This window comes from Enterobacter ludwigii (genome assembly GCA_023023105.1).
GTDB classification, from domain to species: domain Bacteria; phylum Pseudomonadota; class Gammaproteobacteria; order Enterobacterales; family Enterobacteriaceae; genus Enterobacter; species Enterobacter adelaidei.
This window is the reverse complement of record CP083824.1, coordinates 489,294-512,273: the sequence shown is the minus strand read 5'-3', so window position 1 is coordinate 512,273 and position 22,980 is coordinate 489,294. Positions and strand designations below refer to the sequence as shown.

General features: G+C 54.2%; 20 protein-coding genes and 1 pseudogene. 9 read left to right on the top strand and 12 right to left on the bottom strand.

The features are described 5' to 3' along the window. Positions 1–3,777, bottom strand: a complete 3,777-nt coding sequence (gene tamB, locus LCD46_02400; GenBank protein ID UOY71213.1) for an autotransporter assembly complex protein TamB — start codon at positions 3,775–3,777, stop codon at positions 1–3. After that, complete coding sequence (gene tamA / locus LCD46_02395; GenBank protein ID UOY71212.1) at positions 3,774–5,507, bottom strand: autotransporter assembly complex protein TamA; 1,734 nt, start codon at positions 5,505–5,507, stop codon at positions 3,774–3,776. The genes tamB and tamA overlap by 4 nt, the downstream gene beginning before the upstream one ends. A 224-nt stretch (positions 5,508–5,731) precedes the next feature. On the opposite strand from tamA, the gene msrA reads away from it, so the two are divergent. Both msrA and LCD46_02385 read left to right on the top strand, forming a co-directional pair. Further along, on the top strand, positions 5,732–6,373 hold the full coding sequence (gene msrA, locus LCD46_02390) for a peptide-methionine (S)-S-oxide reductase MsrA (GenBank protein UOY71211.1): 642 nt from the start codon (positions 5,732–5,734) through the stop codon (positions 6,371–6,373). A 208-nt stretch (positions 6,374–6,581) separates the two neighbouring features. Then, entirely contained in the window at positions 6,582–7,919 is a 1,338-nt protein-coding gene (locus LCD46_02385) for a hemolysin family protein (protein UOY71210.1), read from the top strand. A 71-nt stretch (positions 7,920–7,990) separates the two neighbouring features. On the opposite strand, the gene LCD46_02380 is transcribed toward LCD46_02385, so the two are convergent. Next, positions 7,991–8,197: a DUF1107 domain-containing protein gene (locus tag LCD46_02380; GenBank protein ID UOY71209.1), complete on the bottom strand. Its 207-nt coding sequence runs from the start codon at positions 8,195–8,197 to the stop codon at positions 7,991–7,993. Between the two features lie 324 nt (positions 8,198–8,521). Between LCD46_02380 and LCD46_02375 the strand changes: the two genes are divergently transcribed. Then, positions 8,522–9,079 (top strand): YtfJ family protein, encoded by a 558-nt coding sequence (locus tag LCD46_02375; protein UOY71208.1) that lies wholly within the window; start codon positions 8,522–8,524, stop codon positions 9,077–9,079. On the opposite strand, the gene cysQ is transcribed toward LCD46_02375, so the two are convergent. Next, positions 9,073–9,813: a 3'(2'),5'-bisphosphate nucleotidase CysQ gene (cysQ, locus tag LCD46_02370; GenBank protein UOY71207.1), complete on the bottom strand. Its 741-nt coding sequence runs from the start codon at positions 9,811–9,813 to the stop codon at positions 9,073–9,075. The genes LCD46_02375 and cysQ overlap by 7 nt on opposite strands. Positions 9,814–10,003: 190 nt before the next feature. Between cysQ and LCD46_02365 the strand changes: the two genes are divergently transcribed. Further along, a complete protein-coding gene (locus tag LCD46_02365; protein UOY71206.1) occupies positions 10,004–11,947 on the top strand; it encodes a bifunctional 2',3'-cyclic-nucleotide 2'-phosphodiesterase/3'-nucleotidase in 1,944 nt (647 codons plus the stop codon). A gap of 71 nt (positions 11,948–12,018) precedes the next feature. Here LCD46_02365 and LCD46_02360 read toward each other — a convergent pair whose 3' ends face one another. After that, a complete protein-coding gene (locus tag LCD46_02360; protein UOY71205.1) occupies positions 12,019–12,405 on the bottom strand; it encodes a helix-turn-helix transcriptional regulator in 387 nt (128 codons plus the stop codon). Between the two features lie 84 nt (positions 12,406–12,489). Between LCD46_02360 and LCD46_02355 the strand changes: the two genes are divergently transcribed. The 3 genes from LCD46_02355 to LCD46_02345 all read left to right on the top strand — a co-directional run bounded on the left by LCD46_02355 (position 12,490) and on the right by LCD46_02345 (position 15,285). Further along, positions 12,490–13,338 carry an SDR family oxidoreductase gene (locus LCD46_02355; protein ID UOY71204.1) on the top strand — a complete coding sequence of 283 codons (849 nt, stop codon included), beginning with the start codon at positions 12,490–12,492 and terminating at the stop codon, positions 13,336–13,338. A gap of 81 nt (positions 13,339–13,419) precedes the next feature. After that, positions 13,420–14,244 carry an AraC family transcriptional regulator gene (locus LCD46_02350; protein UOY71203.1) on the top strand — a complete coding sequence of 275 codons (825 nt, stop codon included), beginning with the start codon at positions 13,420–13,422 and terminating at the stop codon, positions 14,242–14,244. Positions 14,245–14,319: 75 nt separating this feature from the next. Then, positions 14,320–15,285 (top strand): DMT family transporter, encoded by a 966-nt coding sequence (locus LCD46_02345; GenBank protein ID UOY71202.1) that lies wholly within the window; start codon positions 14,320–14,322, stop codon positions 15,283–15,285. Here LCD46_02345 and LCD46_02340 read toward each other — a convergent pair. Beyond that, positions 15,282–16,931: pseudogene (locus LCD46_02340) on the bottom strand (methyl-accepting chemotaxis protein). The gene LCD46_02345 and the pseudogene LCD46_02340 sit on opposite strands and share 4 nt — an antisense overlap. A 244-nt stretch (positions 16,932–17,175) precedes the next feature. On the opposite strand from LCD46_02340, the gene ytfE reads away from it, so the two are divergent. Beyond that, positions 17,176–17,838 carry an iron-sulfur cluster repair protein YtfE gene (gene ytfE, locus LCD46_02335; protein UOY71201.1) on the top strand — a complete coding sequence of 221 codons (663 nt, stop codon included), beginning with the start codon at positions 17,176–17,178 and terminating at the stop codon, positions 17,836–17,838. A 95-nt stretch (positions 17,839–17,933) separates the two neighbouring features. On the opposite strand, the gene cycA is transcribed toward ytfE, so the two are convergent. Next, positions 17,934–19,343, bottom strand: coding sequence for a D-serine/D-alanine/glycine transporter (gene cycA / locus LCD46_02330; GenBank protein UOY71200.1), 1,410 nt, complete (start codon positions 19,341–19,343; stop codon positions 17,934–17,936). A 313-nt stretch (positions 19,344–19,656) separates the two neighbouring features. Next, positions 19,657–20,277, bottom strand: a complete 621-nt coding sequence (gene fklB / locus LCD46_02325) for an FKBP-type peptidyl-prolyl cis-trans isomerase (GenBank protein UOY71199.1) — start codon at positions 20,275–20,277, stop codon at positions 19,657–19,659. Positions 20,278–20,510: 233 nt separating this feature from the next. Between fklB and LCD46_02320 the strand changes: the two genes are divergently transcribed. Further along, entirely contained in the window at positions 20,511–21,149 is a 639-nt protein-coding gene (locus LCD46_02320; GenBank protein UOY71198.1) for an OapA family protein, read from the top strand. Positions 21,150–21,217: 68 nt separating this feature from the next. Here the strand turns inward: LCD46_02320 and rplI are convergent, their stop codons facing one another. Genes rplI through rpsF form a run of 4 tightly spaced genes read right to left on the bottom strand, consistent with a single transcriptional unit; the run spans position 21,218 to position 22,657 of the window. After that, entirely contained in the window at positions 21,218–21,667 is a 450-nt protein-coding gene (gene rplI, locus LCD46_02315) for a 50S ribosomal protein L9 (GenBank protein UOY71197.1), read from the bottom strand. Between the two features lie 41 nt (positions 21,668–21,708). Beyond that, positions 21,709–21,936, bottom strand: coding sequence for a 30S ribosomal protein S18 (rpsR, locus tag LCD46_02310; GenBank protein UOY71196.1), 228 nt, complete (start codon positions 21,934–21,936; stop codon positions 21,709–21,711). A 4-nt stretch (positions 21,937–21,940) separates the two neighbouring features. Then, positions 21,941–22,255: a primosomal replication protein N gene (gene priB / locus LCD46_02305; GenBank protein UOY71195.1), complete on the bottom strand. Its 315-nt coding sequence runs from the start codon at positions 22,253–22,255 to the stop codon at positions 21,941–21,943. A 6-nt stretch (positions 22,256–22,261) separates the two neighbouring features. Further along, positions 22,262–22,657, bottom strand: coding sequence for a 30S ribosomal protein S6 (gene rpsF, locus LCD46_02300; GenBank protein ID UOY71194.1), 396 nt, complete (start codon positions 22,655–22,657; stop codon positions 22,262–22,264). Between the last annotated feature and the right edge of the window lie 323 nt (positions 22,658–22,980).

The window sequence follows — 22,980 nt, the reverse complement described above, 5'->3', positions numbered from 1 at the left end:
CTAAAACTCAAACTGATAGAGCAGATCAAGTGCCTGGTCTACGCCGGACACTGCTTCCAGATATAGCTTAGGCATCAGGCGATAGCGTAACGTGAGTGTTGCCAGTGAGTCAAAGATCCCCACACCATATTTTACCTGCAGACCCGGCAGTACATAGCCGCTGACCACCACCTGCGAAGAGTCACCCACGCCCTGGGTGTCCAGCGCCAGATTGCTTACGCCGAACGTCTCGCCGATTTTACCCACAACCTGCCCACTTTGTGCAACCCCCAGACCCACTAACATCGAGGTCATCGCCGCACTGTCGCTCTGACCGCTGTCCAGACCTTGTCCACGCAACAGGTAAGAAAGAGCTTCCTGTTGTGACATCGCCGGGTCAGAGAAGATTTCCGCCTTCGGTTCGTCGGCGGAACCGGTGACGCGTACACCCGCGATGACGTCGTTTTCCGTTGCCTCCGGGTTACGAATCGCTTCGATATTCAACAGAGGTTGATCCGGTGGACCGGAGAACAACAGTTCACCTTTACGCACAATTAAATCCTGACCATAGGCATGGAAACGCCCTTCAGGAATATTAATCTGCCCGTTCAGGCCCAACCCTTGTTTATCCTGCGCCACCTTCAGGTCACCCGTAAGCCTCGCCTTCAGCCCAAACGCATCCAACCGCACGTTATTCCCCACGTGCACGATAAGGTTACTATTAATCGGTATGCCAGCGCTCTTCTGTTCGACAGGTTTCAGATTTTCATTGAGCATAACTTCATCACTTGAAACACCCACCGCACTTTCAGGCACGTCGTGAACCACAATGCGTGCCCATGGCACATCGACGCGTCCGTCGAGCGTGAAGAGGCTTGGCGTGGCTTCAAAGACCACATCAGGTGAGACATCCAGGCGAACCATTGGCGGTACGGTGATACGCACTCGGCTGCCTTTTGCGGCAATACGGGCGCGCCAGTTATTGAGCTGACTCCAGTCTGCGTCGCCGCTCAGGTTGATCTGCCCTTGTTGAGTCAACACCGAGCCGCTAATCGTTGAACTCATGCCGTTGAAGTTCATCGAGATTTGGCTAGGCTGCATATCAAATGGCATGAAGTTGCCGTCGATATCCACACCGCTGAGCCGCATCTGACCGAACAGCTGCGGGCTTTGCGCGTTTCCAGCCAGACGCAAATTGGCATTCAGCATGCCTGCCGCTTTTTCCCCGCGGTCGAAAATCGGGTTCACCATCGCCAGGTTGAAGTTACGGATATTGACGTTGCCGCCAAGATTACGCCGTCCTTGCGGATCGGATATCTGCACTTGTCCATCAAACTGACCGTTGTTGGTCAGACGGATAAGCCATCCCAGCTCTGCACGGTTGTTATGCAGATCCGCACTCAGGTTCAGGGTGTCGAAGGCGACCGCCAGCGGCGCATCATTCACCTGTTGCGTCACCTTCACGTTACGACCCGAAAGCGTGACGCTACCCTGTGGCAGCCCTTCTTTAGTGGTGTCCCAGGCGACATCGGCCTTCCCGCTAAAGACGCCGTTAGCCTGCGTGGTGTCAGGCATAAACGGCTTCAGCATCGCCAGGTCAAAGCGGTTGAGGTTGATCTGCGCGCGCCCTTCCGCGCCTGCATCAATGGTCTGAGGTACGCACAGCTCAGCATTTGGGTTGGTCCAGCAGTGTGGTCCGATGCTGATCTTTTGTTCCGCGTTACGGTAGTCCAGCGCAATAGAGCGTGACAACGCCAACGGCCCGACCGGTGTGTTGAAGCGAGTGTTATCAAGCAGACCTTTCCAGCGTTCCTCTTTACGATCAAAGCTTCCTGTCAGGTGAAGCTGCCCGGAGACCGGCTCACCCTGCACACGCAGCTGAAGGTCGTGCTGCTTTTCGTTGCCTTTCGCTTCCAGCGTCACCAGATTAATGTTCACGTCCGGCTGAGCAATGCGCTCCACGCGCAGGTTCAGGTTACCGCCGATCTGATCGGTGGATTTCACATCCCCTTCAACGCGAACGCGGGCGACAGTCAGCTCCTGCCAGCGCAGGTTATTGGCCGTGATATCCGCCAGAAGTTGGGGGGCGTCTACCGTCCCGCGCACTTTCACTAACCCTTTCGCCGTGCCACCCAGGCCCGGCAGAGCATTATCCAGATTCGGCGCGTCGATAGTGGCATCCAGATTGAGATCTTTCACCCCCAGCTCGCCTTTGATATCCGCCGTGTTGCGGCCCAGCGCTACGTGCAAACCCGGGATCGTCCACTGCAGGTAGCTGTTACCTTTGACCGAGCCCTCAACGTTAACCTTGTTCTGCTTCACGTTCCCGGTGAGTTTGATTTCCGGCACGTCCATCTGCCACGTGCCGCCGTAAAGGCTGCCGCGGGTTTTGATCAGACCATCCAGTTTTGACGGCCAGTCCGGCACCTCTTTGGCGGTGTTAATACCCGTCAGCTTCAGCTCACCGCGCCAGCTGATCGCCTGCTGCCAGTCGAGCAGTGCGGTCAGCTCGGTTTTGCCTTCCAGTGCCGCAACGGTCAGTTTGTCGAGATTAACCTGCTGTTCATTGCCCTTCGCATCCAGCGTGATATTCGCGGGCGGCACGCCCTGCCCCTTCACTGCGGTACGGAACGAGAGCGTGTAATCGGTCATCTTGCCGCTCAGCTTCAGCTTCAGGTCATCGGCCTGGAACTGTTTTTCGCCGGTGAACGGCCAGTAAAGCTGTTTACTGACCATTTCAACATTGAGCGGTAAACCCGCTTCTGCCAGTTGAGTTTGCGCCCGCAGAACCATATCTACCGGGCCGGAGAGATTTACCCCGACGTCCAGTTTGTCGCGTAGCGCACCGCCCACTTTGACCTTCACTTTTTCGCCTTTCAGCGGGTCAATACTCAGGGCGCTGTTGAGCGTGATGTCCACCGGCCAGTTGTCGCGCAGCAGGGCATTGCCAGAGGCATTCACCGAGCCCTGGTTGGTGTCGATATCCAGCGCGTCGAGCTTCATATTGCCGTCAATACTGCTGACTTTAAGCAGCATGTTATAGACCGTCAGATCGGTATCGCCGGTCAGGCGCAGCTGCTCACCTTTGAACTCCTCAATGTTGAGATTCAGCGGCAGATGAACATCGGTCATTTCCGGCAGGACGGGTTTCGAGAAGAGGTCTTTCAGCGTTTCACCCAGCGGCTTTTCTTCCGGCTGTGGGTTCTGGATCTTCGGCTCGACGATCTCTTCCTGCGCCACGTCGGCCACTTTCGGCAGCGCGATCAGTAATCCCTGCAGGGACGTCGGCGTCAGGGTGAGGTTTTTCTCCTGCCAGCGCAGGCCGGAGGTGAAATCCATCACGGATACGGTGGTGTCGTCGATTTTGATATTGGCGTTATCAAGCGCCACCCGATAGAGCGCGATCGGATACGGCGTGGAGAGATTCAGCGGGCCGCTGTCTTCTTCCTCGACCGGCGCAGACTTCGGCATTTTCTTTGAATCTATCGCCACGTTCACATCTTTTAGCGACAGTTCGTTGACGCACAGCTTACTGTCCCGCAGACAGCCCAGCTTCACCGCAAGGTGGAACTCCCCGGCGTTTACGGCCACACCAGGTTGCTCATAGCGAATGTTCTTCAGACGCAGATCGCGCCAGCCGCCCGTCACCTGACCAATTTCAAGTCCCGGCACCCAGCGGTTAGCGGCGTTAAACAGCAGGTGCAGCCCGGTCGTCGTTCCTACCAGAAACGCCACCGTACCGAGCAGCAGTACGATAAAAATCAGCACCCCGAGGCTTATCTTCTTCCATAAACTCATAATTCAGGCCCCAGACCGATGTAAAACTGTAAACCATGCTCTTCTTTGTCGCCCACCGGAACGGCGAAATCGAGCTTGATGGGCCCGACGGGTGACTGCCAGCGTACACCCACGCCCGCGCCGGTTTTGAAATCGCTGCGGCGGATGTCGCTCACCGCTTCGCCGCTGTCGACAAACATCGCCCCCCACCATTTACCGCTGACGTTGTACTGATACTCCAGCGAGCCGGTGGCCAGTTTCGACGCACCGATCAGCTTGCCGCTGTCATCTTTTGGCGCAATGGATTTGTATTTATAGCCGCGAATGCTGCGGTCACCACCGGCGAAGAAGCGCAGATCCGGCGGGACTTTGTCGAAGTCTCCGGTTTCAATCCAGCCGAGGTTGCCGCGCACCACAAAGCGGTGTTTGTCATACAACGTACGGATCCAGACGTTTTGTGCCTGAATCACCGAGAAGTCGACATCGGAACCCCACATGGTGTTGGAGTAATCAATGGAATAACGCTGGGAATCGCCCCAGTCAGGCATCAGACCACCGCGTGAGCGGGTACGGCTGATCATCACCCCCGGATAGAGCAACATCGTGGTGTTGGTGACGTTGGCCTGCGTAAAGTGGTCGAGACTCCAGCGCAGGTTAATGGCACGCTGCCAGCCGCTGGAGAGATCCCAGTAGCGTGACAGGGCAAGGGTGGTGGAATCTGACTTAGTATCGTTCAGGTCGGTGCGCTTAAAGCCCCCCTGAACCAGGTAATATTGCTCCAGCGGGTTTTTCAGCAAGGGCATTTTATAGCTGAAATCGAGCTGCTGTTCCGGGGCGGAGATACTCGCGCTGGTCGTCAGGCTGTGGCCGTACGAGTTCATCCACGGCTTTTTCCATGTGGCCTTCACGCGCGGACCGACATCCGTCGAATAACCCACACCGGTCTCAATGGTGTTCTCGATCCGTGGCGAGACGACGCCATGCAGTGGCAACACTTTGGTTTTGCGCGACTTATCAAATTCCGGCGCGACAACCACGGAGTTAAACCATCCGGTGGCTGAAAGGCGACGGTTCAGTTCCGCCAGATCGCTCGACTGGTAGTAATCCCCTTTTTTGAAGGGCACGAGATTTTGCAGATATTCTTCACGGATTTGCGATCCTTCGAAGGTTACATCGCCAAAACGATAGCGCTCCCCACTGTCGTAATCGATATCCCAGAAGGCCTGATGTCTGTCCAGCGCAATGCCAAGCTGACTTTTGTTGAACTGGCTGTCAAAGTAGCCCTTCCGAAGGGAAACGCTCGTCAGCTCTTTTTTGAAATGGTCGTAATCACCGTGATTAAGTACCGTGCCGATTTTCGGCCGCGTACCGAGCAGATCCAGATAATCCCGGTCTGTGCGCGCTCCACCGCGCAGGATGACGTTTGTGCCGCCAATCAGTACCGGCTCACCCGGCGAGACGCGGGCAATAAGCACCTGGCGCCCCTTCTTTGGCGGCGGGCGTAGGTCAAAATCAATGGTAGGTTCGTAATAACCCAGCGCTTTTAGCCCTTCGCGGATTGCGTCATCTACGCGCGCGCGAAAACGGCGGTCCGGCGTCACCTCATCACTCTGGATGGTCGACAACTGCGCACGCACGTTTTTTTCCAGCGCCCCGGACAACCCCTCAACCTGCAAACGAACGTTCGCCGCACTGGCAATCCCGCTTGTTAGTAGCAAACTGACCAAACATAACTGGCGGATTTTTATCACGTTTTCTCCTGAATATCCCTGTTTCCACCCTGGAAGCAAATGCACTGCCGCTCCGCGGCAAAATACGGCCTGTTAGCCAAAAACCCAAATCGCGGGTTGAAAATGGGTGCAACACCCAAATATTTCTTATGATTAAATCTAGACTCATTTAGCGCATTTATTGTGTTCAATTAAACGCTTCGTGACAACCTTAACCGAAACATCGGCCCCCGGGAGACCCCATCGTGAGTTTATTCGACAAAACGCATCTTGTTTCACAAGCTGATGCATTACCGGGACGCAACACGCCCATGCCTGTGGCGACCTTACACGCCGTAAACAACCATTCAATGACCAACGTTCCTGATGGAATGGAAATCGCCCTGTTTGCGATGGGTTGTTTCTGGGGTGTGGAACGCCTGTTCTGGCAACTGCCCGGCGTTTACAGCACGGCAGCCGGTTATACTGGCGGTTACACGCCAAATCCAACCTACCGCGAAGTGTGCTCTGGCGAAACCGGCCATGCGGAAGCCGTTCGTGTGGTGTATGACCCTGCGGTGATTAGCTACGAGCAGCTTCTGCAGGTGTTCTGGGAAAACCACGACCCGGCGCAGGGCATGCGTCAGGGTAACGACCACGGCACACAATATCGTTCGGCCATTTATCCGCTCACACCGGAGCAGGATGCCGCCGCTCATGCCAGCCTTGAGCGCTTCCAGAAAGCCATGCGTGATGCTGGCGATACGCGCGAGGTGACCACGGAAATCGCGACGGCGAAACCGTTCTACTATGCCGAAGACGATCACCAGCAGTATCTGCATAAAAACCCGTACGGCTACTGCGGCATTGGTGGTATTGGCGTCTGCCTGCCGCCGCAAGCAGAATAGCCGCTTGAATCTGGCAGAAATGGATTTCGCCGGGTTTGAAAATCATCACTTTTTCTGCCAAAACGTGACCTCTGGCAGGTTTACACTCCTTTACGCTATACTACCCGCTGAAATAATCGGCTCAACGCTACGAGCTGACGTTCTACGTGTTTTCACACAAATGGTATCAACTTCCCTTCCGAGGATCTGGCGAGAAGCCGGATAAACTATGTTAAACAGTATTTTAGTAATACTTTGTCTTATTGCCGTCAGTGCATTTTTCTCGATATCTGAGATCTCGCTGGCCGCGTCCCGTAAAATCAAACTCAAACTGCTTGCAGATGAAGGCAACATCAACGCCTCACGCATTCTGAAGATGCAGGAAAACCCCGGTACGTTCTTCACCGTGGTGCAGATTGGCCTGAACGCAGTCGCGATTCTGGGTGGTATCGTGGGTGATGCGGCATTCTCGCCGGCGTTTTATAGCCTCTTTATTCAGTACATGTCCGCCGAACTCGCCGAGCAGTTGAGCTTTATTCTCTCCTTCTCGCTGGTGACAGGCCTGTTCATCCTCTTCGCTGATCTGACCCCGAAACGCATCGGTATGATTGCGCCAGAAGCTGTGGCTTTGCGTATCATCAACCCGATGCGCTTCTGCCTGTTTGTTTTCCGCCCGCTGGTATGGTTCTTCAACGGTCTGGCGAACGTGATTTTCCGCATCTTTAAGCTGCCAATGGTGCGCAAAGACGACATCACCTCCGACGATATCTATGCCGTTGTGGAAGCGGGTGCGCTGGCCGGAGTGCTGCGTAAGCAGGAACACGAGCTGATCGAGAACGTATTCGAACTGGAATCCCGCACCGTGCCGTCTTCCATGACGGGTCGTGAAAGCATTATCTGGTTCGATTTACATGAAGATGAGCAGAGTCTGAAGAACAAAGTGGCGGAGCATCCTCACTCCAAGTTCCTCGTCTGTAATGAAGATATCGACCACATCATCGGTTATGTCGATTCCAAAGATCTGCTCAACCGCGTGCTGGCAAACCAGAGCCTGGCGCTCACCAGCGGCGTGCAAATCCGCAATACCCTAATTGTGCCGGACACCCTGACCCTTTCAGAAGCGCTGGAAAGTTTCAAAACCGCCGGGGAAGACTTCGCGGTGATCATGAACGAATACGCGCTGGTGGTAGGTATTATCACCCTGAACGACGTGATGACCACCCTGATGGGTGACCTGGTTGGCCAGGGCCTGGAAGAGCAGATTGTACAGCGTGACGATAATTCATGGCTGATTGATGGCGGCACACCGATTGAAGACGTGATGCGCGTGCTGGATATTGACGAGTTCCCGCAGTCCGGTAACTACGAGACCATCGGCGGCTTTATGATGTTTATGCTGCGTAAGATCCCGAAACGTACCGACTCCGTGAAGTTCTCTGGCTACAAGTTTGAGGTGGTGGATATTGATAACTACCGCATCGACCAGCTGCTGGTGACGCGTATCGACAATAAACCGACCGTGCTGGTACCGAAGCTGCCGGATGTGGAAGAGAAGGTGTCAGCGTAAAATTCCTGCCCCCACAAACATCAACGGCTCCCATCGGGAGCCGTTTTTTTAACTACTGCATAGCACGCTGGTTAAGCCATCTCAGTTTGCAGACGCAAAACCTGACGGTTGACTTCGGACATCACAGACAAGTGCTGCTTATCCTTCACTTTTGGGACGAGGATCTTGCCCTTATCAAACTCAAAAGCGCCAACATCCTTGATATACAACCGTCCACGGAACAGGATCTTCACGTACTTCGCCACCTGAAGCGGGTTGTAGCGTTGGAAAATTTTCATTCTTGTATCTCCTGCGAATCATACGCTCTTGCGGCGCCACAATCGGCCCGACTGTCCTGAGCGCAAATTTTAATGCCCATTGACTATAGACCAGAACAACCTTGATACCCAGTATGCATAAGTTTATTTACCGTTTGATTACAATTATTCAGAATAATCTTTGCAAACCGTGACTCAGGGCAGTATAAGCCGTCGTTTTTTCATGGATATGTGCGTTCACCCGCAAACTGGCATCGGGATTGCGGGAAAACCACATTGATCGCACTTATGATTAAAAGCGTAAGACCAAGTGGTCGGATCACCTGCAAACAATAAGGAAACGCCATGACCCTACGTAATATCCTTGCAGCAGCCTGCCTGCTGCTGCCCCTGTGGGCTTGCGCTCACAACATTGAAAAAGGACAACGTGTACCGCCAGTCGGTATTGCTGACCGGGGAGAATTGATTCTCGACAATGATAAGTTTAGCTACAAACCCTGGAATAGCGCGCAGCTCGCAGGCAAAGTGAGAGTTGTACAACATATTGCCGGTCGTACATCCGCAAAAGAGAAAAATGCCAACCTGGTGGAAGCGATCAAGGCGGCAAAATTCCCCCATGACCGCTATCAGACCACCACGATTGTGAATACCGATGACGCCATTCCTGGCTCCGGTATGTTTGTGCGTTCAAGCCTTGAGAGCAATAAAAAGCTCTACCCGTGGTCGCAGTTTATCGTCGACAGTAACGGCGTGACGCGTCAGGCCTGGCAGCTGGAAGAAGAGAGCTCCGCCATTATCGTGCTGGATAAAGACGGCCGGGTACAGTGGGTGAAAGACGGGGCGTTAACCCAGGAAGAGGTGCAGCAGGTGGTTGCCCTGCTGCACAAGCTACTGGCTCAATAAATCGTGACGCGGAAGCCGGGGTTGAGGAAGGATTCGCGTGGGGTGTAGTCCAGCGTCTTTCCCTGCCAGTCATGAACATGCGCCCCGGCTGCCGCAGCAACGGCATGTCCGGCGGCAGTATCCCAAACGTTGGTTGGCCCAAAGCGAGGGTACAGTTGCGCATGACCTTCCGCTACCAGGCAGAATTTCAGCGATGAGCCAATTGAGGTGGTCTGGTGTTCACCCAACTGTTGCAGATACTCCTGCAATTCGCTGTCGCTGTGAGAGCGACTAATCACCACCAGCGGCGGGCGCGCATCGCGAACCTGAATCTGCTTACGCACACCGCACTCCTCCTTCCAGGCCTTCCCTTCTGCGGCGCTGTACATCACTTTCATTACCGGCGCATAGACCACACCCAGCACCGCTTTGCCCTTCTCAATCAGGGCGATATTGACGGTGAATTCACCGTTACGCTTGATGAACTCTTTAGTTCCGTCCAGCGGATCGACAAGCCAGTAACGTTGCCAGTGTTGACGTTCATCCCAGCTCTGTGGTGCCTCTTCTGACAATACAGGGATCTCCGGCGTTAAGGCCTGCAACCCTTGCAGGATCACCTTATGCGCCGCGATATCTGCTGCCGTGACCGGAGAGTCGTCTGCTTTACTGACGACCTCCATGGGTTTTACACCGTCATACACCTGCATGATGGCGTCCCCCGCATCCCGTACGAGCTGACAAATTTTATCTAACATTCTCCACCTCTTTGTTAACGCAGTGAGGTTAACTCTTTGTTTTAGTTATATCGTAATGTGAACAATTCCGCTATCTGTGAAGTAATTCCGGTTTCAGCACACATTTTTCTGTCAGGATTCACATTTCTGTAAGCAACAAGCTATAGATACATACTCTTTTGTGGCCTGGATCGAAAAAAGGACTCCTCTGATGATTAAGTTTAGCGCAACGCTCCTGGCGACGCTGATTGCAGCAAGCGTGCAGGCAGCGACAGTCGATCTGCGTATTCTGGAAACGACAGATCTGCACAGCAACATGATGGACTTCGATTACTACAAAGATACCCCTACGGAAAAATTCGGACTGGTACGCACGGCCAGTTTGATTAACGCCGCCCGCGAAGAAGTAAAAAACAGCGTACTGGTCGACAATGGCGATCTCATTCAGGGGAGTCCGCTTGGCGATTACATGGCGGCAAAGGGACTGAAAAAAGGCGAGATCCATCCTGTTTATAAAGCGATGAACACGCTGGACTATACCGTCGGCAACCTGGGAAACCACGAATTTAACTACGGGTTGAAATACCTGCATGATGCACTGGCAGGGGCCAAATTCCCGTATGTTAATGCCAATATCATCGACGTTAAGACCCAAAAGCCACTGTTTACCCCTTACCTGATTAAAGAGACCGAGGTTGTCGACAAGGACGGTAAAAAACAGACGCTGAAAATCGGCTATATCGGCTTTGTACCGCCGCAAATCATGACGTGGGATAAGGCAAACCTCAGCGGTAAAGTGACCGTTAATGACATCACCGAGACCGCGCGCCACTACGTGCCGGAGATGCGCGAGAAAGGGGCCGATTTAGTGGTCGTTGTTGCTCACTCAGGTCTTTCAGCCGATCCATACCAGGCGATGGCGGAGAACTCGGTTTACTACCTGAGTGAAGTGCCGGGTGTCGACGCGATCCTCTTCGGCCACGCTCACGCGGTCTTCCCCGGTAAAGATTTCGCCAGCATCAAAGGGGCTGACCTCGATAAAGGGACGCTCAACGGCGTACCGTCGGTTATGCCCGGGATGTGGGGTGACCACCTCGGCGTCGTCGATCTGGTGCTGAATAATGACAGCGGCAGCTGGAAGGTTACCCAGTCGAAAGCCGAAGCGCGCCCCATTTATGATGCTGCCGCCAAAAAATCGCTGGCCGCTGAAGATAAAAAACTGGTCAACGTGCTGAAGCACGATCACGACGCCACGCGCGAATTCGTCAGTAAGCCGATCGGTAAATCCGCTGACAATATGTACAGCTTCCTGGCGCTGGTGCAGGACGATCCGACCGTCCAGGTCGTCAACATGGCGCAGAAAGCCTACGCCGAGCACTTCGTTCAGGGCGATCCGGATCTGGCAAAATTGCCGGTGCTGTCTGCCGCCGCACCGTTCAAAGTGGGTGGACGTAAGAACGACCCAGCCAGCTATGTTGAAGTCGAAAAAGGCAAGCTGACCTTCCGTAACGCCGCCGACCTCTATCTCTACCCGAACACCCTGGTGGTGGTTAAAGCGACGGGCAAAGAGGTGAAAGAGTGGCTGGAGTGTTCCGCCGGGCAGTTCAACCAGATTGATCCACACAGCAGTAAACCGCAATCGTTGATTAACTGGGACGGATTCCGCACCTATAACTTCGACGTGATCGACGGCGTAAATTATCAGATTGATGTCACCCAACCTGCAAAATATGACGGCGAATGTCAGGCCATTAACCCGCAGGCGGAGCGCATCAAAAACCTGACCTTCAATGGCAAAGCCATTGATCCGAATGCCACGTTCCTGGTCGTGACCAATAACTATCGCGCCTATGGCGGTAAGTTTGCCGGGACAGGCGACAGCCATATCGCCTTTGCCTCACCGGATGAAAACCGCTCAGTACTGGCCGCATGGATCAGTGCAGAATCGAAAAAAGCAGGCGAAATTCACCCGGCGGTGGATAACAACTGGCGCCTGGCCCCGATTCACAGCGATACGAAGCTGGACATCCGCTTTGAAACATCACCGTCCGATAAGGCGGCAACGTTCATTAAGGATAAGGCGCAGTACCCGATGAAGAAGGTAGCGACGGACGATATCGGGTTCGCGATTTATCAGGTGGATTTGAGCAGGTAAAAACAAACCGGCAACGCACGTTGCCGTTATTAGTGTTTGTTCCCTCTCCCGGCCGGGAGAGGGTGAGGGCATCAGGCCGCCCGATCGTCCCGATTCGCCATCACCTTCGGCGTATTCACCTCAATCCAGTCCGCCAGCTCGGCGACTTTCTCACTTACCTCAATACCTAACGACGTCAGACTATACTCTACGTGCGGCGGCACAACAGGATACGAAACGCGATCAACGAACCCGTCCTGCTCCAGCGCCTGAAGCGACTGAGCCAGCATCTTCTCGCTCACGCCGCCCATTTTCCGGCGCAGGTCACTGAAACGATGCGTACCCTGGCGCAGGGCGACCAAAATCAGTACCCCCCAGCGGCTGGTGACATGTTTGAGTACCTCCCGGGAGGGGCACTGTTCCGCGAAGAGATTGCCATCGCGCATTTGTTCGCTGAGCGTCGGTATCGTTGTCTTCATACTTACCTTTTTGTGTGTACTTACTAAAAGTTAGTTAAGGTGTTAGTGTGCCACAACACGAGACAAACACGAAGGAGATTCATCATGATCGCAATTACCGGTGCTACCGGCCAGCTTGGCCATCTTGTTATCGAACAACTTTTAAAATCCGTTCCGGCCAACCAGATTGTGGCCATTGTGCGTAATCCGGCAAAAGCCGGGGCACTCAGCCAGCAAGGTATTGTCGTGCGTCAGGCGGATTATACTGACCAGGCAGCGTTTACCACGGCGCTGAACGGCGTGGATAAACTCCTGCTGATCTCCTCCAGCGAAGTCGGCCAGCGCGCCACTCAGCACCAGAATGTGATTAACGCCGCTAAAGCGGCGGGCGTGAAATTCATCGCCTACACCAGCCTGCTGCATGCAGATAAATCACCGCTCGGCCTGCACGTTGAACACGTTGCTACTGAAAAAGCGCTGGCGGCCTCCGGCATTCCTTATGCCCTGCTGCGCAACGGCTGGTATACCGAAAACTATCTGGCGAGTGCACCACCAGCCCTGGAGCACGGCGTGTTTATAGGGGCTGCGGGTGACGGCAAAATTGCCTCAGCCACACGTGCGGATTACGCTGCTGCGGCAGCAAAAGTCATCGCTGAAGAAGGTCATGCAGGCAAAGTTTACGAACTGGCGGGTGACAATAGCTGGACACTGAGCGATCTGGCTGCAGAACTCAGCAAGCAAAGCGGCAAAAACGTGGCGTATCAGAACCTGAGTGAAGCGGACTTTGCCGCCGCATTGAAGGGGGTTGGTCTTCCGGCCGGGCTGGCGGATATGCTGGCGGACTCTGACGTGGGCGCATCCAAAGGCGGCCTGTTCGATGACAGCCATACCCTGAGCAAACTGATCGGTCGCCCAACCACTTCGCTGGCAGACAGCGTCAACGCAATTCTGTAATTGTTACGAACTGGTTATTTTTTGTGGCATCCCCTCGGGTCATCTTTGATAATGGAGAGATGACCCATGAGGAGGTTCAACGTGCAAGGCGTACCGGAACAGTTTATTGATGAGAGAGACAGTGCGCGCTTTCGCCATCTGGCGGAACTGCCGGGCCTTGAACTTTATCACGCGCATATTTCTGAATACGCCTTTGAGCCTCACACCCACGAAGCCTTTGGCATCGGCACCATCGAGACCGGTGCGGAACGCTTTCGCTATCGCGGTACCCAACACCTCGCGTCTGAAAAATCCGTCGTCACCATGAATCCGGACGAGATCCACACCGGCGAGTCCGCCACCGAAGGTGGCTGGCGTTACCGGATGGTCTATATCGACCCCGATCTGCTGGAAGAGGTGACAGGCCTTCGTCACTGGTGGTTTAGCGATGTCACCCGGTATGACCCGCTACGCTCACAGCAAATCGGCAGGCTCATCTATGGTCTGTGGCATACGGACGACCCGCTGGCTCAAAAAGGGCTTTTGTTGGATCTCATTGACACTTTCCAGCCGCTCGCCCATCACGCGCCGCTGATCCGCGAAGGCGCACACCGCTTCGAACGGGTACGCGAATATCTGCACGATAACTATATGCACGCCCTGACGCTGGATGAACTGGCCAACGTTGTCTCGCTGAGCCCGTACCATTTTCTGCGCCAGTTCAAAGCCCATTTTCACGTTACCCCGCATCAGATGTTGATGGCCATCCGCCTGTGGCGGGCCAAAGCGTTCCTCACGCACGGTATGCCTGCAGCCGAAGTCGCCGCCGCAACCGGGCTGACCGATCAGTCACATTTAACCCGCGCGTTTACCCGCCGCTACGGCATTACCCCCGTGCGCTACCAGAAGCAGGTCACCCGACGTTAAAGCGCAATCTCATACAATACGCGCCCCTTTTCCCCTCCTACACTGAGTACAGAGAAAATACCTGTGGATGGAAAAATGATTAGTGGTGTGTTGTATGCCCTGCTGGCAGGGATGATGTGGGGGTTAATCTTTGTCGGCCCGCTGATCGTGCCCGAATATCCGGCAATACTGCAGTCGACTGGACGTTACCTGGCGCTGGGGCTGATTGCCCTGCCCCTGGCGTGGCTGGGACGTGCGCGCTTGCGTCAGCTCAGCCGTCAGGACTGGGGTACCGCGCTGGCGCTGACCATGATGGGCAATCTTATCTATTACGTTTGCCTCGCGAGCGCCATTCAGCGTACCGGGGCGCCAGTGTCTACCATGATTATCGGCACGCTGCCGGTCGTTATCCCCGTCTTTGCTAACCTGCTCTATAGCCAGCGCGATGGCAAACTGGCGTGGTCAAAAATGGTGCCAGCGCTGGGATGCACCGCCGTGGGGCTGGTATGCGTCAATATTGCCGAGCTGCGTCATGGGCAGGCGAATGTTGACCTGTGGCGGTACGGTTCTGGCATTATGCTGGCGTTCATTTCCGTGGCGTGCTGGGCATGGTATGCCCTGCGAAATGCACGCTGGCTGCGGGAGAACCCGGACAAGCATCCGATGATGTGGGCAACGGCGCAGGCGCTAGTGACGCTGCCCGTCTCACTGGTGGGATATGCCGGGGCGTGCATCTGGTTAGGCCATCAACAGCCAGACTTCACCCAGCCCTTCGGGCCAAGACCGTGGGTGTTTATTGGCCTGATGGTTGCGATTGCGGTGCTGTGCTCATGGGTGGGCGCACTGTGCTGGAATATTGCCAGCCAGAAGCTGCCGACGGTGATCTTAGGGCCGCTGATTGTTTTCGAAACCCTGGCCGGGCTGCTTTACACCTTCCTGATGCGCCAGAGCGTGCCGCCGTTATTCACGGCCTGCGGGATCGCGCTGCTGGTCATCGGGGTGGTGATGGCGGTAAGAGCGAAGCCGGAAAAACCGATGGTTGTTCCGGCTTCGGAGAGTTAGAACGTTTCCCAGTTGGCCTCAGACGCAGCCGCTACGGGCTGCGCCTTTGGTGCATAGGTTTTCACCGGAGCCGCTTTAACCGTCTGGTTGCGGATAATTTTAAATACCGCCACCGCTTCGTTCAGGCGAGCTGCCTGATCTTCCAGCGCTGCCGCCGCCGCTGCAGACTCCTCTACCAGCGAGGCGTTCTGCTGGGTCACGCGGTCCATCTCGGCTACCGCCTGACCCACCTGGTCGATACCGCGACTCTGCTCGTCAGAGGCCGAGGCAATTTCGCCCATGATGTCGGTAACGCGGGTGACCGCATTGACGATCTCTGCCATCGTCTCCCCGGCTTCGTTAACCAGCTGGGAGCCCGCGTTCACGCGTTCGCCAGAATCATCGATCAGCGCTTTGATCTCTTTCGCCGCCTGGGCGCTGCGCTGGGCCAGGGTACGTACTTCCCCCGCCACCACCGCAAAACCACGCCCCTGCTCGCCCGCACGGGCAGCTTCCACCGCAGCGTTCAGCGCCAGAATATTCGTCTGGAAGGCAATACCGTCGATCACGTTAGTAATTTGCGCAATCTTACTGGAACTGGTGGCGATTTCGTCCATCGTACGCACCACGCCTTCCACTACGTTACCGCCCTTCTTCGCGGTTGAAGAGGCATCCAGTGCCAGACGAGAAGCCTGACGCGCGTTATCGGCGTTCTGCTTCACGGTTGCCGTCAGTTGCTCCATGCTGGCTGCCGTCTCTTCCAGAGAAGCGGCCTGCTGCTCGGTACGGGAAGAGAGATCGTTACTGCCTGCGGAAATTTCGCCTGCACCGGTGTAAATGGTATCGGCACCTTCACGCACCACGCCAACGGTGTTCGCCAGTGAGGTCTGCATCTCCTGAACGTTGCGCGCCAGGATAGCCATTTCATTTTTACCCTCTGCGTGAATCGGCTGGGTTAAATCGCCTGCCGCAATGGCGCGAATGTGGTTAATCACCTCTTCCAGAGGCAGCAGCAGCACGCGACGCATGGCGACCCAACTGGAGACAATGACCGCAATCACCAGAAGCATCACCGCAGAGAGGATCCACAGGATATGCTTGTAATCACTTTCATTATCCCGAATGCCTTTATCACTGAGCGCGGTCTGCGCTTCACGCCATTCACGGTAAACCGTCTGCATCGCGTTTTGTTTTTGCTCTGCATTCTGCTTGAACATCTCTTCCAGATTACCCTGGCTCAGCAACACGTTCATTTGCGTCAACGTTGCAGAGTAAATGCGGTACTACTCTTCGAGTTGGTTAGTCAGGTTCTCATCCAGGCCTGGCGTATCCGGCAAGGCATAGTATTTATCGTAATGGACCTGTGCTTCAGCCAGCAGGTTTTTCGCCGTGGTTACCAACTCGTTCAGCTGGCCGCCGTTAATTTGAGAGGCCATGCTGCTTTGCAGACGCAACATCCCGCGGTTCAGGGTGACGCGTGCCTGGTTCAGACTGATCCACGCATCGGTAAACTCCGCCACGTTTTTGCTGGAGAGCTGTGACACGGTGAAGTTGTTTTTATCGTTGTTAAGCGCGTTGATAAAGATACCGGCGGAAATCATTTGCATGATGCCGAGCGCAAGCAGCACCGAAATCAGAAGGGTAATAACTTTTATACGTTTAAACATGCGTTGCCTTTGTTATATGCAGGTTTGTCTGACGTGGATATATCGGCAGGCGCGGCGGGTTGTTTACTGTTTCTACGCCTTTAAAAACTTTCTAAACCACTTTCTTAAGTCCATTCAGGGAGTTAATAAGAGCGATTTTTTGTGATCCGAATCTCATTTTCCCCCTTCCCTCTAAAGGGTTATAGCGCTTGCTTAAAGATGCATTTAATATGCATCTTATATTATTGATGACGAGGTAACTGCTATGGCCTATCGCGACCACCCCCTCGGCGAGCTGGCGCTCTCCATCCCTCGCGCTTCTGCGCTGTTTCGTAAATACGACATGGATTACTGCTGTGGCGGTAAGCAAACCCTGGCGCGTGCAGCCTCGCGCAAAGAGCTGGATGTTGAGGTGATTGAAGCAGAGCTGGCGCTGCTGGCCGAGCAGCCCATCGACAAAGACTGGCGAACTGCCCCACTCGCTGAAATCATCGACCATATCATCGTGCGATACCATGACCGTCACCGTGAACAGCTGCCGGAACTGATCCTGCAGGCAACCAAAGTCGAGCGCGTACATGCCGACAAACCTTCCGTACCGTGCGGCCTGGCAAAATACCTGACTATGCTGCACGAAGAACTTTCCAGCCACATGATGAAAGAAGAGCAGATCCTCTTCCCGATGATCAAACAGGGAATGGGCAGTCAGGCAATGGGGCCTATCAGCGTGATGGAAAGCGAACACGATGAAGCAGGTGAACTGCTGGAAGTGATCAAACACACTACCGGCAACGTTACACCGCCGCCAGAAGCCTGTACCACCTGGAAAGCGATGTACAACGGCATTAACGAAACGATCGACGACCTGATGGAACACATCAGTCTTGAGAATAACGTTCTGTTCCCACGTGCATTATCCGGGGAATAAAAAAGCCGCTGCGGCCTGATGCCCTCACCCCGGCCCTCTCCCACCGGGAGAGGGTGCAAAAACTAAAAACGGCAACTGACGTTGCCGTTTTGCTTTTACCTTATGCCTGCCATACGTTTTTTACCGATAAACACCCAACCCAGCCCCAGCGCAATAAACCACAGCGGCGTGACGATCAGTGCCTGACGGGTATCATCTTCCAGCGTCAGCAGAACCAGCACGAAGACGAAGAACGCCATGCACACCCAGCACATCAACTTGCCCAGTGGCATCTTGTAGATCGATTTTTCATGCAGGTGTGGACGCTGCTTGCGGTACACTAGGTATGAACAAAGGATGATGGTCCAGACGAACATAAACAGGATCGCAGAGACCGTGGTAATCATGGTGAACGCGCCAATCACGCTTGGGTTCACGTAGAGCATCACCACACCACCCAGCAGGCACATGCAGGAGAAGGTCAGCCCTTTTGCCGGTACCGCACGCTTAGAGAGCTTGGCGAACGCGCTCGGCGCCACGCCCTCCTGCGCCAGACCAAACAGCATACGGCTGGTGGAGAATACGCCGCTGTTGGCAGAAGAGGCCGCAGAGGTCAGCACCACGAAGTTAATCAGGCTCGCTGCCGCTGGCAGACCCACCAGGACGAACAGCTCAACGAACGGGCTCTTGGTTGGCACGACAGAGCTCCACGGCGTCACGGACATAATGATGACCAGCGCGAAGACGTAGAACATGATGATACGAACCGGAATGGAGTTAATAGCGCGCGGAAGAGACTTCTCAGGATCTTTGGTCTCTGCAGCCGTGGTCCCCACCAGTTCAATGCCCACGAAAGCAAATACCGCAATCTGGAAGCCCGCAAAGAAGCCGCTAATGCCTTTCGGGAACCAACCACCATCATTCCACAGATGAGTAAACGAGGCCTGAACGCCCGTTGGCGACTGGAAGTGCGTGAGAACCATCACCAGCCCCACCACGATGAGCCCTACGATGGCCACGATTTTGATCATCGCGAACCAGAATTCCATCTCACCGAACATTTTAACGGTGGCGAGGTTAAGGCTCAGCAGCAGAACAATGACCGCCAGCGAAGCCACCCAGTCCGAAAGGCCGGGGAACCAGAACTGCGCGTAAGCCGTAATCGCTACAACATCCGCCATACCGGTGACGACCCAGCAGAACCAGTAGGTCCAGCCAGTGAAATAGCCCGCCCATGGCCCGAGGAGGTCAGAAGCAAAGTCGCTGAAGGATTTGTATTCGAGATTAGAGAGCAGCAATTCACCCATTGCACGCATCACGAAGAAAAGCATAAAACCGATAATCATATAAACGAATATGATCGACGGCCCGGCAAGACTGATAGTTTTGCCTGACCCCATAAACAGCCCGGTACCAATGGCTCCTCCAATGGCAATGAGCTGAATATGACGGTTTGTGAGATTGCGCCGTAGCGACTGTTCAGACGGCGCCTCTTCGTCGGCGACGACTTTGACCTGATCTACCATGTGATATTTTCCTGTTTATGCCTGTCTGTGTTGTTAAGGCTCTTCTGGCCTTTAAATACGTCAGAAAAATGACGATCCCTTTGTAAGGGCTTATCGATATTAGGTAAGAATCGGCGGGATGAATACTATGATTTAGATATTATGTTAATAATATGTTGAAAGTGAGTGTCATATCACTCATACAGCGCGAAACAGCTCACAAAAATACACGCAACAGTTTCGTTTGCAAGATAAAATATTGATTACATCGTAACTATAGGTTTTAACACTATTTTCCCCTCCCCAACCGGGGAGAGGAAATAAGAAAAGTCGATTACAGAATTTCCAGCAGCTCGACTTCAAAGACCAGCGTGCTGAATGGCGGGATGGATGCACCAGCACCACGCTCGCCGTAAGCCAGGTTGTGCGGAATAGTCAGTTCCCATTTGGATCCGACTGGCATCAGGGTCAACGCTTCGATCCAGCCCGCGATAACACCATTCACCGGGAATTCAGCCGGTTCGCCGCGCGCAACAGAACTGTCGAACACAGTACCGTCGATCAGTTTACCGGTGTAATGCACACGAACGTGGTCAGTGCGAGCCGGGATTGCGCCATCGCCCTGGTTGATCACGCGGAACTGCAGGCCTGACTCCGTGCTGTTCACACCTTCACGCTCGCGGTTCTCTTCCAGGAATTTAACACCTTCTGCTGCCATCTCTTCGAAACGTGCGCGACGTACAGCGTCAGCACGTTCGTGGATTTCACGCAGCGCACGGTGCACAACATCAACCGGAACGGCAGGCTGTTTGCCTTCCAGCGCATCAGCGATACCCGCCACCAGCGCTTCAGGTAACAGACCTTCCAGGCCGGATTCGCTCAGCTGCTGTCCTACCTGCAAGCCGATACCGTAACTTGCCTGCGCTTCGATAGTGTCAAAAGTCGGGGTGGTCATGGGATTTCCTTCCATCACATTTAAAGTAGCGGGCAGCATATCAGCCATGCCCTTATGGGTAAAACTTTGTCTGAAGTTAAGGTGACAAACCGCGACGAAACAGAAACAATAGAGATAACCAGGATTAATCCCGAACTGATGTCACGGATGTCGGGTTTGCTACGTCGTTCAGGCAGTTAGCAAACTATACTTCGGAGCACAGGATAAAAAATACGCGGAGCAGGAGGAGAGCCATGCCCGGGCGATTTGAACTGAAACCTACCCTGGCGAAAATCTGGCAGGCGCCGGACAATTTTCGCATCATGGACCCGCTGCCTCCCCTGCATCGCAGAGGGATCATCATCGGCGCGCTGATGGTGATCGTGGGCTTCCTGCTTCCTTCCGGCGGCGATGATGTCAATACCGCGCCCGTCGCCCGCAATGCACAGCTGGACATTCAGTCGCAGACGCGGCCTCAGCCTGATGCACAACCCATGCAGACGCAGCTGGTCACGCCGTCTAACGATCCGGGTCAGGTCGCGCCAGTTGAGCCAGAACCGGTCCAGGATGAACAGCCGCAGGAACAGGCCGCTGCTGAGCCACAGACGCAGCAGCCCACCGGTATCCAGCAGCAGTGGCGCTCTTATCGCGTAGAACCAGGCAAAACCCTGGCGCAGCTGTTCCGCGATCATAACCTGCCGCCAACGGATGTGTATGCCATGGCGCAGGTGGAGGGTTCAGGTAAGCCGCTCAGCAACCTGCAAAATGGTCAGATGGTGCAGATTCGTCAGAATGCCAGCGGTGTGGTCACCGGGCTAACGATTGATACGGGAAATGGTCAGCAGGTGCTGTTTACCCGTCAGCCAGATGGCAGTTTTATCAGGGCACGTTAAGAACCCGGTTCTTTAAAAAGCAAAACGCCGGCACAAGGCCGGCGTCTCGACGTGAGCAGAGTAAAAAATTACTCAGCTACAACGTTAACAACCAGTTTAGCGAACACTTCGCTGTGAACCTGGAAGTCAACTTCGTGCTCACCAGTGGTACGCAGAACGCCGTTCGGCAGACGAACTTCGCTCTTAGCCACTTTAACGCCTGCTGCAGAAACTGCATCAGCGATATCGCGGGTACCGATGGAACCGAACAGTTTACCTTCGTCGCCAGATTTGGAAGCGATGGTAACGGTGCCCAGTGCGTTGATTGACTCAGCGCGAGCGTTAGCAGCCGCCAGAACGTCAGCCAGTTTGGCTTCCAGTTCAGCGCGACGTGCTTCGAAAAACTCTACGTTTTTCTTGGTAGCTGGAACAGCTTTACCCTGTGGAACCAGGAAGTTACGAGCGTAGCCCGCTTTAACGTTTACCTGATCACCCAGGCTGCCCAGGTTTGCTACTTTATCAAGCAGAATAACTTGCATTACCTTATCCTCTTAAAGTCGTATTAATGGACCGTGCCCGATTACTGATGACGATCAGTGTACGGCAGCAGGGACAGGTAGCGAGCGCGTTTGATAGCGCGAGCCAGCTGACGCTGGTATTTTGCACGAGTACCGGTGATACGGCTTGGGACAATCTTACCGCTTTCGGTGATGTAGTTTTTCAGCGTTGCGATATCTTTATAGTCGATCTCTTGAACGCCTTCCGCGGTGAAACGGCAGAACTTGCGACGACGGAAATAACGTGCCATATGGCTAGTCTCCAGAATCTATCAAATCAATCTGCTCGGCATGCAGAACCATTTTGCTCAGACCGTTCTTTGCCTTGTGGCAAGAGATGAACCCCTGAACGATTACTGCACTACCGACCGTTAAACTGTGAGTAATGGCCTGGTTTTCGTGTCCGCTAATAATAACGGGCATTTGGCACCATGCCTGCCGGTGAAACCCGGCTTCCTCTTGCACAGAACGATGCTCAAGCACGAACTGGCAATGCGGAATTCCTGATGGACTGACCTTTCGAAGGGGAGCCCTGCATACGATGCCGGACAACGCCAGACGGTTGGTCATCAGAAATTACTCTTCAGAATCCCCAGCATCAGAATCATCTGCGGTTTCGTTTGCGAAATCATCGCGACGCTCGCGGCGCTCGTCTTTCGCTTTAACCATCGGAGATGCTTCGGTAACTGCGTGTTTAGTACGCATAACCATGCTGCGGATAACGGCATCGTTGAAGCGGAAGTTAGTTTCCAGCTCATCGATCACTTCCTGCGGCGCTTCAACGTTCAGCAGAACGTAGTGAGCTTTGTGCAGTTTGTTGATCGGGTAAGCCAGCTGACGGCGGCCCCAGTCTTCCAGACGGTGGATCGTGCCCGCTGCTGCAGTGATTGCACCAGTGTAGCGCTCGATCATACCCGGAACCTGTTCGCTCTGGTCAGGATGGACCATAAAAACGATTTCGTAATGACGCATCGAATTGCTCCTTACGGATTATTCAGCCTCCTGTCTGGGTCAGCCGAGGCCCGGGGAGGCAAGGAACGTGTTAAAGGTCGGCTGAAAAATTGACGCGTCATAATACTTGCACCCCCCTGGAAACTCAAGCTGATTGCACAAATAATTCGCACAAAGCGCAAAGCTGGTCTAAGTGGATGATTTAAAATTACTCACATCCGAAAGCGTTGTTTTTTTGAACAACAGCATCAGAAATGGTCACGCTTTCCCGCCGAATGAGTGATTACACTTTAATCAGAGGTCATCTGAATTAAAGAAGGAGTATCACACCACTCTCTCACAGC

Bases quoted from the DNA above. Each gene is read 5' to 3' on its own strand.
- tamB (UOY71213.1), bottom strand. From the start codon at position 3,777: ATGAGTTTATGGAAGAAGATAAGCCTCGGGGTGCTGATTTTTATCGTA.
- LCD46_02385 (UOY71210.1), top strand. From the start codon at position 6,582: ATGTTAAACAGTATTTTAGTAATACTTTGTCTTATTGCCGTCAGTGCA.
- LCD46_02380 (UOY71209.1), bottom strand. From the start codon at position 8,197: ATGAAAATTTTCCAACGCTACAACCCGCTTCAGGTGGCGAAGTACGTG.
- LCD46_02375 (UOY71208.1), top strand. From the start codon at position 8,522: ATGACCCTACGTAATATCCTTGCAGCAGCCTGCCTGCTGCTGCCCCTG.
- cysQ (UOY71207.1), bottom strand. From the start codon at position 9,813: ATGTTAGATAAAATTTGTCAGCTCGTACGGGATGCGGGGGACGCCATC.
- LCD46_02365 (UOY71206.1), top strand. From the start codon at position 10,004: ATGATTAAGTTTAGCGCAACGCTCCTGGCGACGCTGATTGCAGCAAGC.
- LCD46_02360 (UOY71205.1), bottom strand. From the start codon at position 12,405: ATGAAGACAACGATACCGACGCTCAGCGAACAAATGCGCGATGGCAAT.
- LCD46_02355 (UOY71204.1), top strand. From the start codon at position 12,490: ATGATCGCAATTACCGGTGCTACCGGCCAGCTTGGCCATCTTGTTATC.
- LCD46_02345 (UOY71202.1), top strand. From the start codon at position 14,320: ATGATTAGTGGTGTGTTGTATGCCCTGCTGGCAGGGATGATGTGGGGG.
- ytfE (UOY71201.1), top strand. From the start codon at position 17,176: ATGGCCTATCGCGACCACCCCCTCGGCGAGCTGGCGCTCTCCATCCCT.
- cycA (UOY71200.1), bottom strand. From the start codon at position 19,343: ATGGTAGATCAGGTCAAAGTCGTCGCCGACGAAGAGGCGCCGTCTGAA.
- fklB (UOY71199.1), bottom strand. From the start codon at position 20,277: ATGACCACCCCGACTTTTGACACTATCGAAGCGCAGGCAAGTTACGGT.
- LCD46_02320 (UOY71198.1), top strand. From the start codon at position 20,511: ATGCCCGGGCGATTTGAACTGAAACCTACCCTGGCGAAAATCTGGCAG.
- rplI (UOY71197.1), bottom strand. From the start codon at position 21,667: ATGCAAGTTATTCTGCTTGATAAAGTAGCAAACCTGGGCAGCCTGGGT.
- rpsR (UOY71196.1), bottom strand. From the start codon at position 21,936: ATGGCACGTTATTTCCGTCGTCGCAAGTTCTGCCGTTTCACCGCGGAA.
- priB (UOY71195.1), bottom strand. From the start codon at position 22,255: ATGACCAACCGTCTGGCGTTGTCCGGCATCGTATGCAGGGCTCCCCTT.
- rpsF (UOY71194.1), bottom strand. From the start codon at position 22,657: ATGCGTCATTACGAAATCGTTTTTATGGTCCATCCTGACCAGAGCGAA.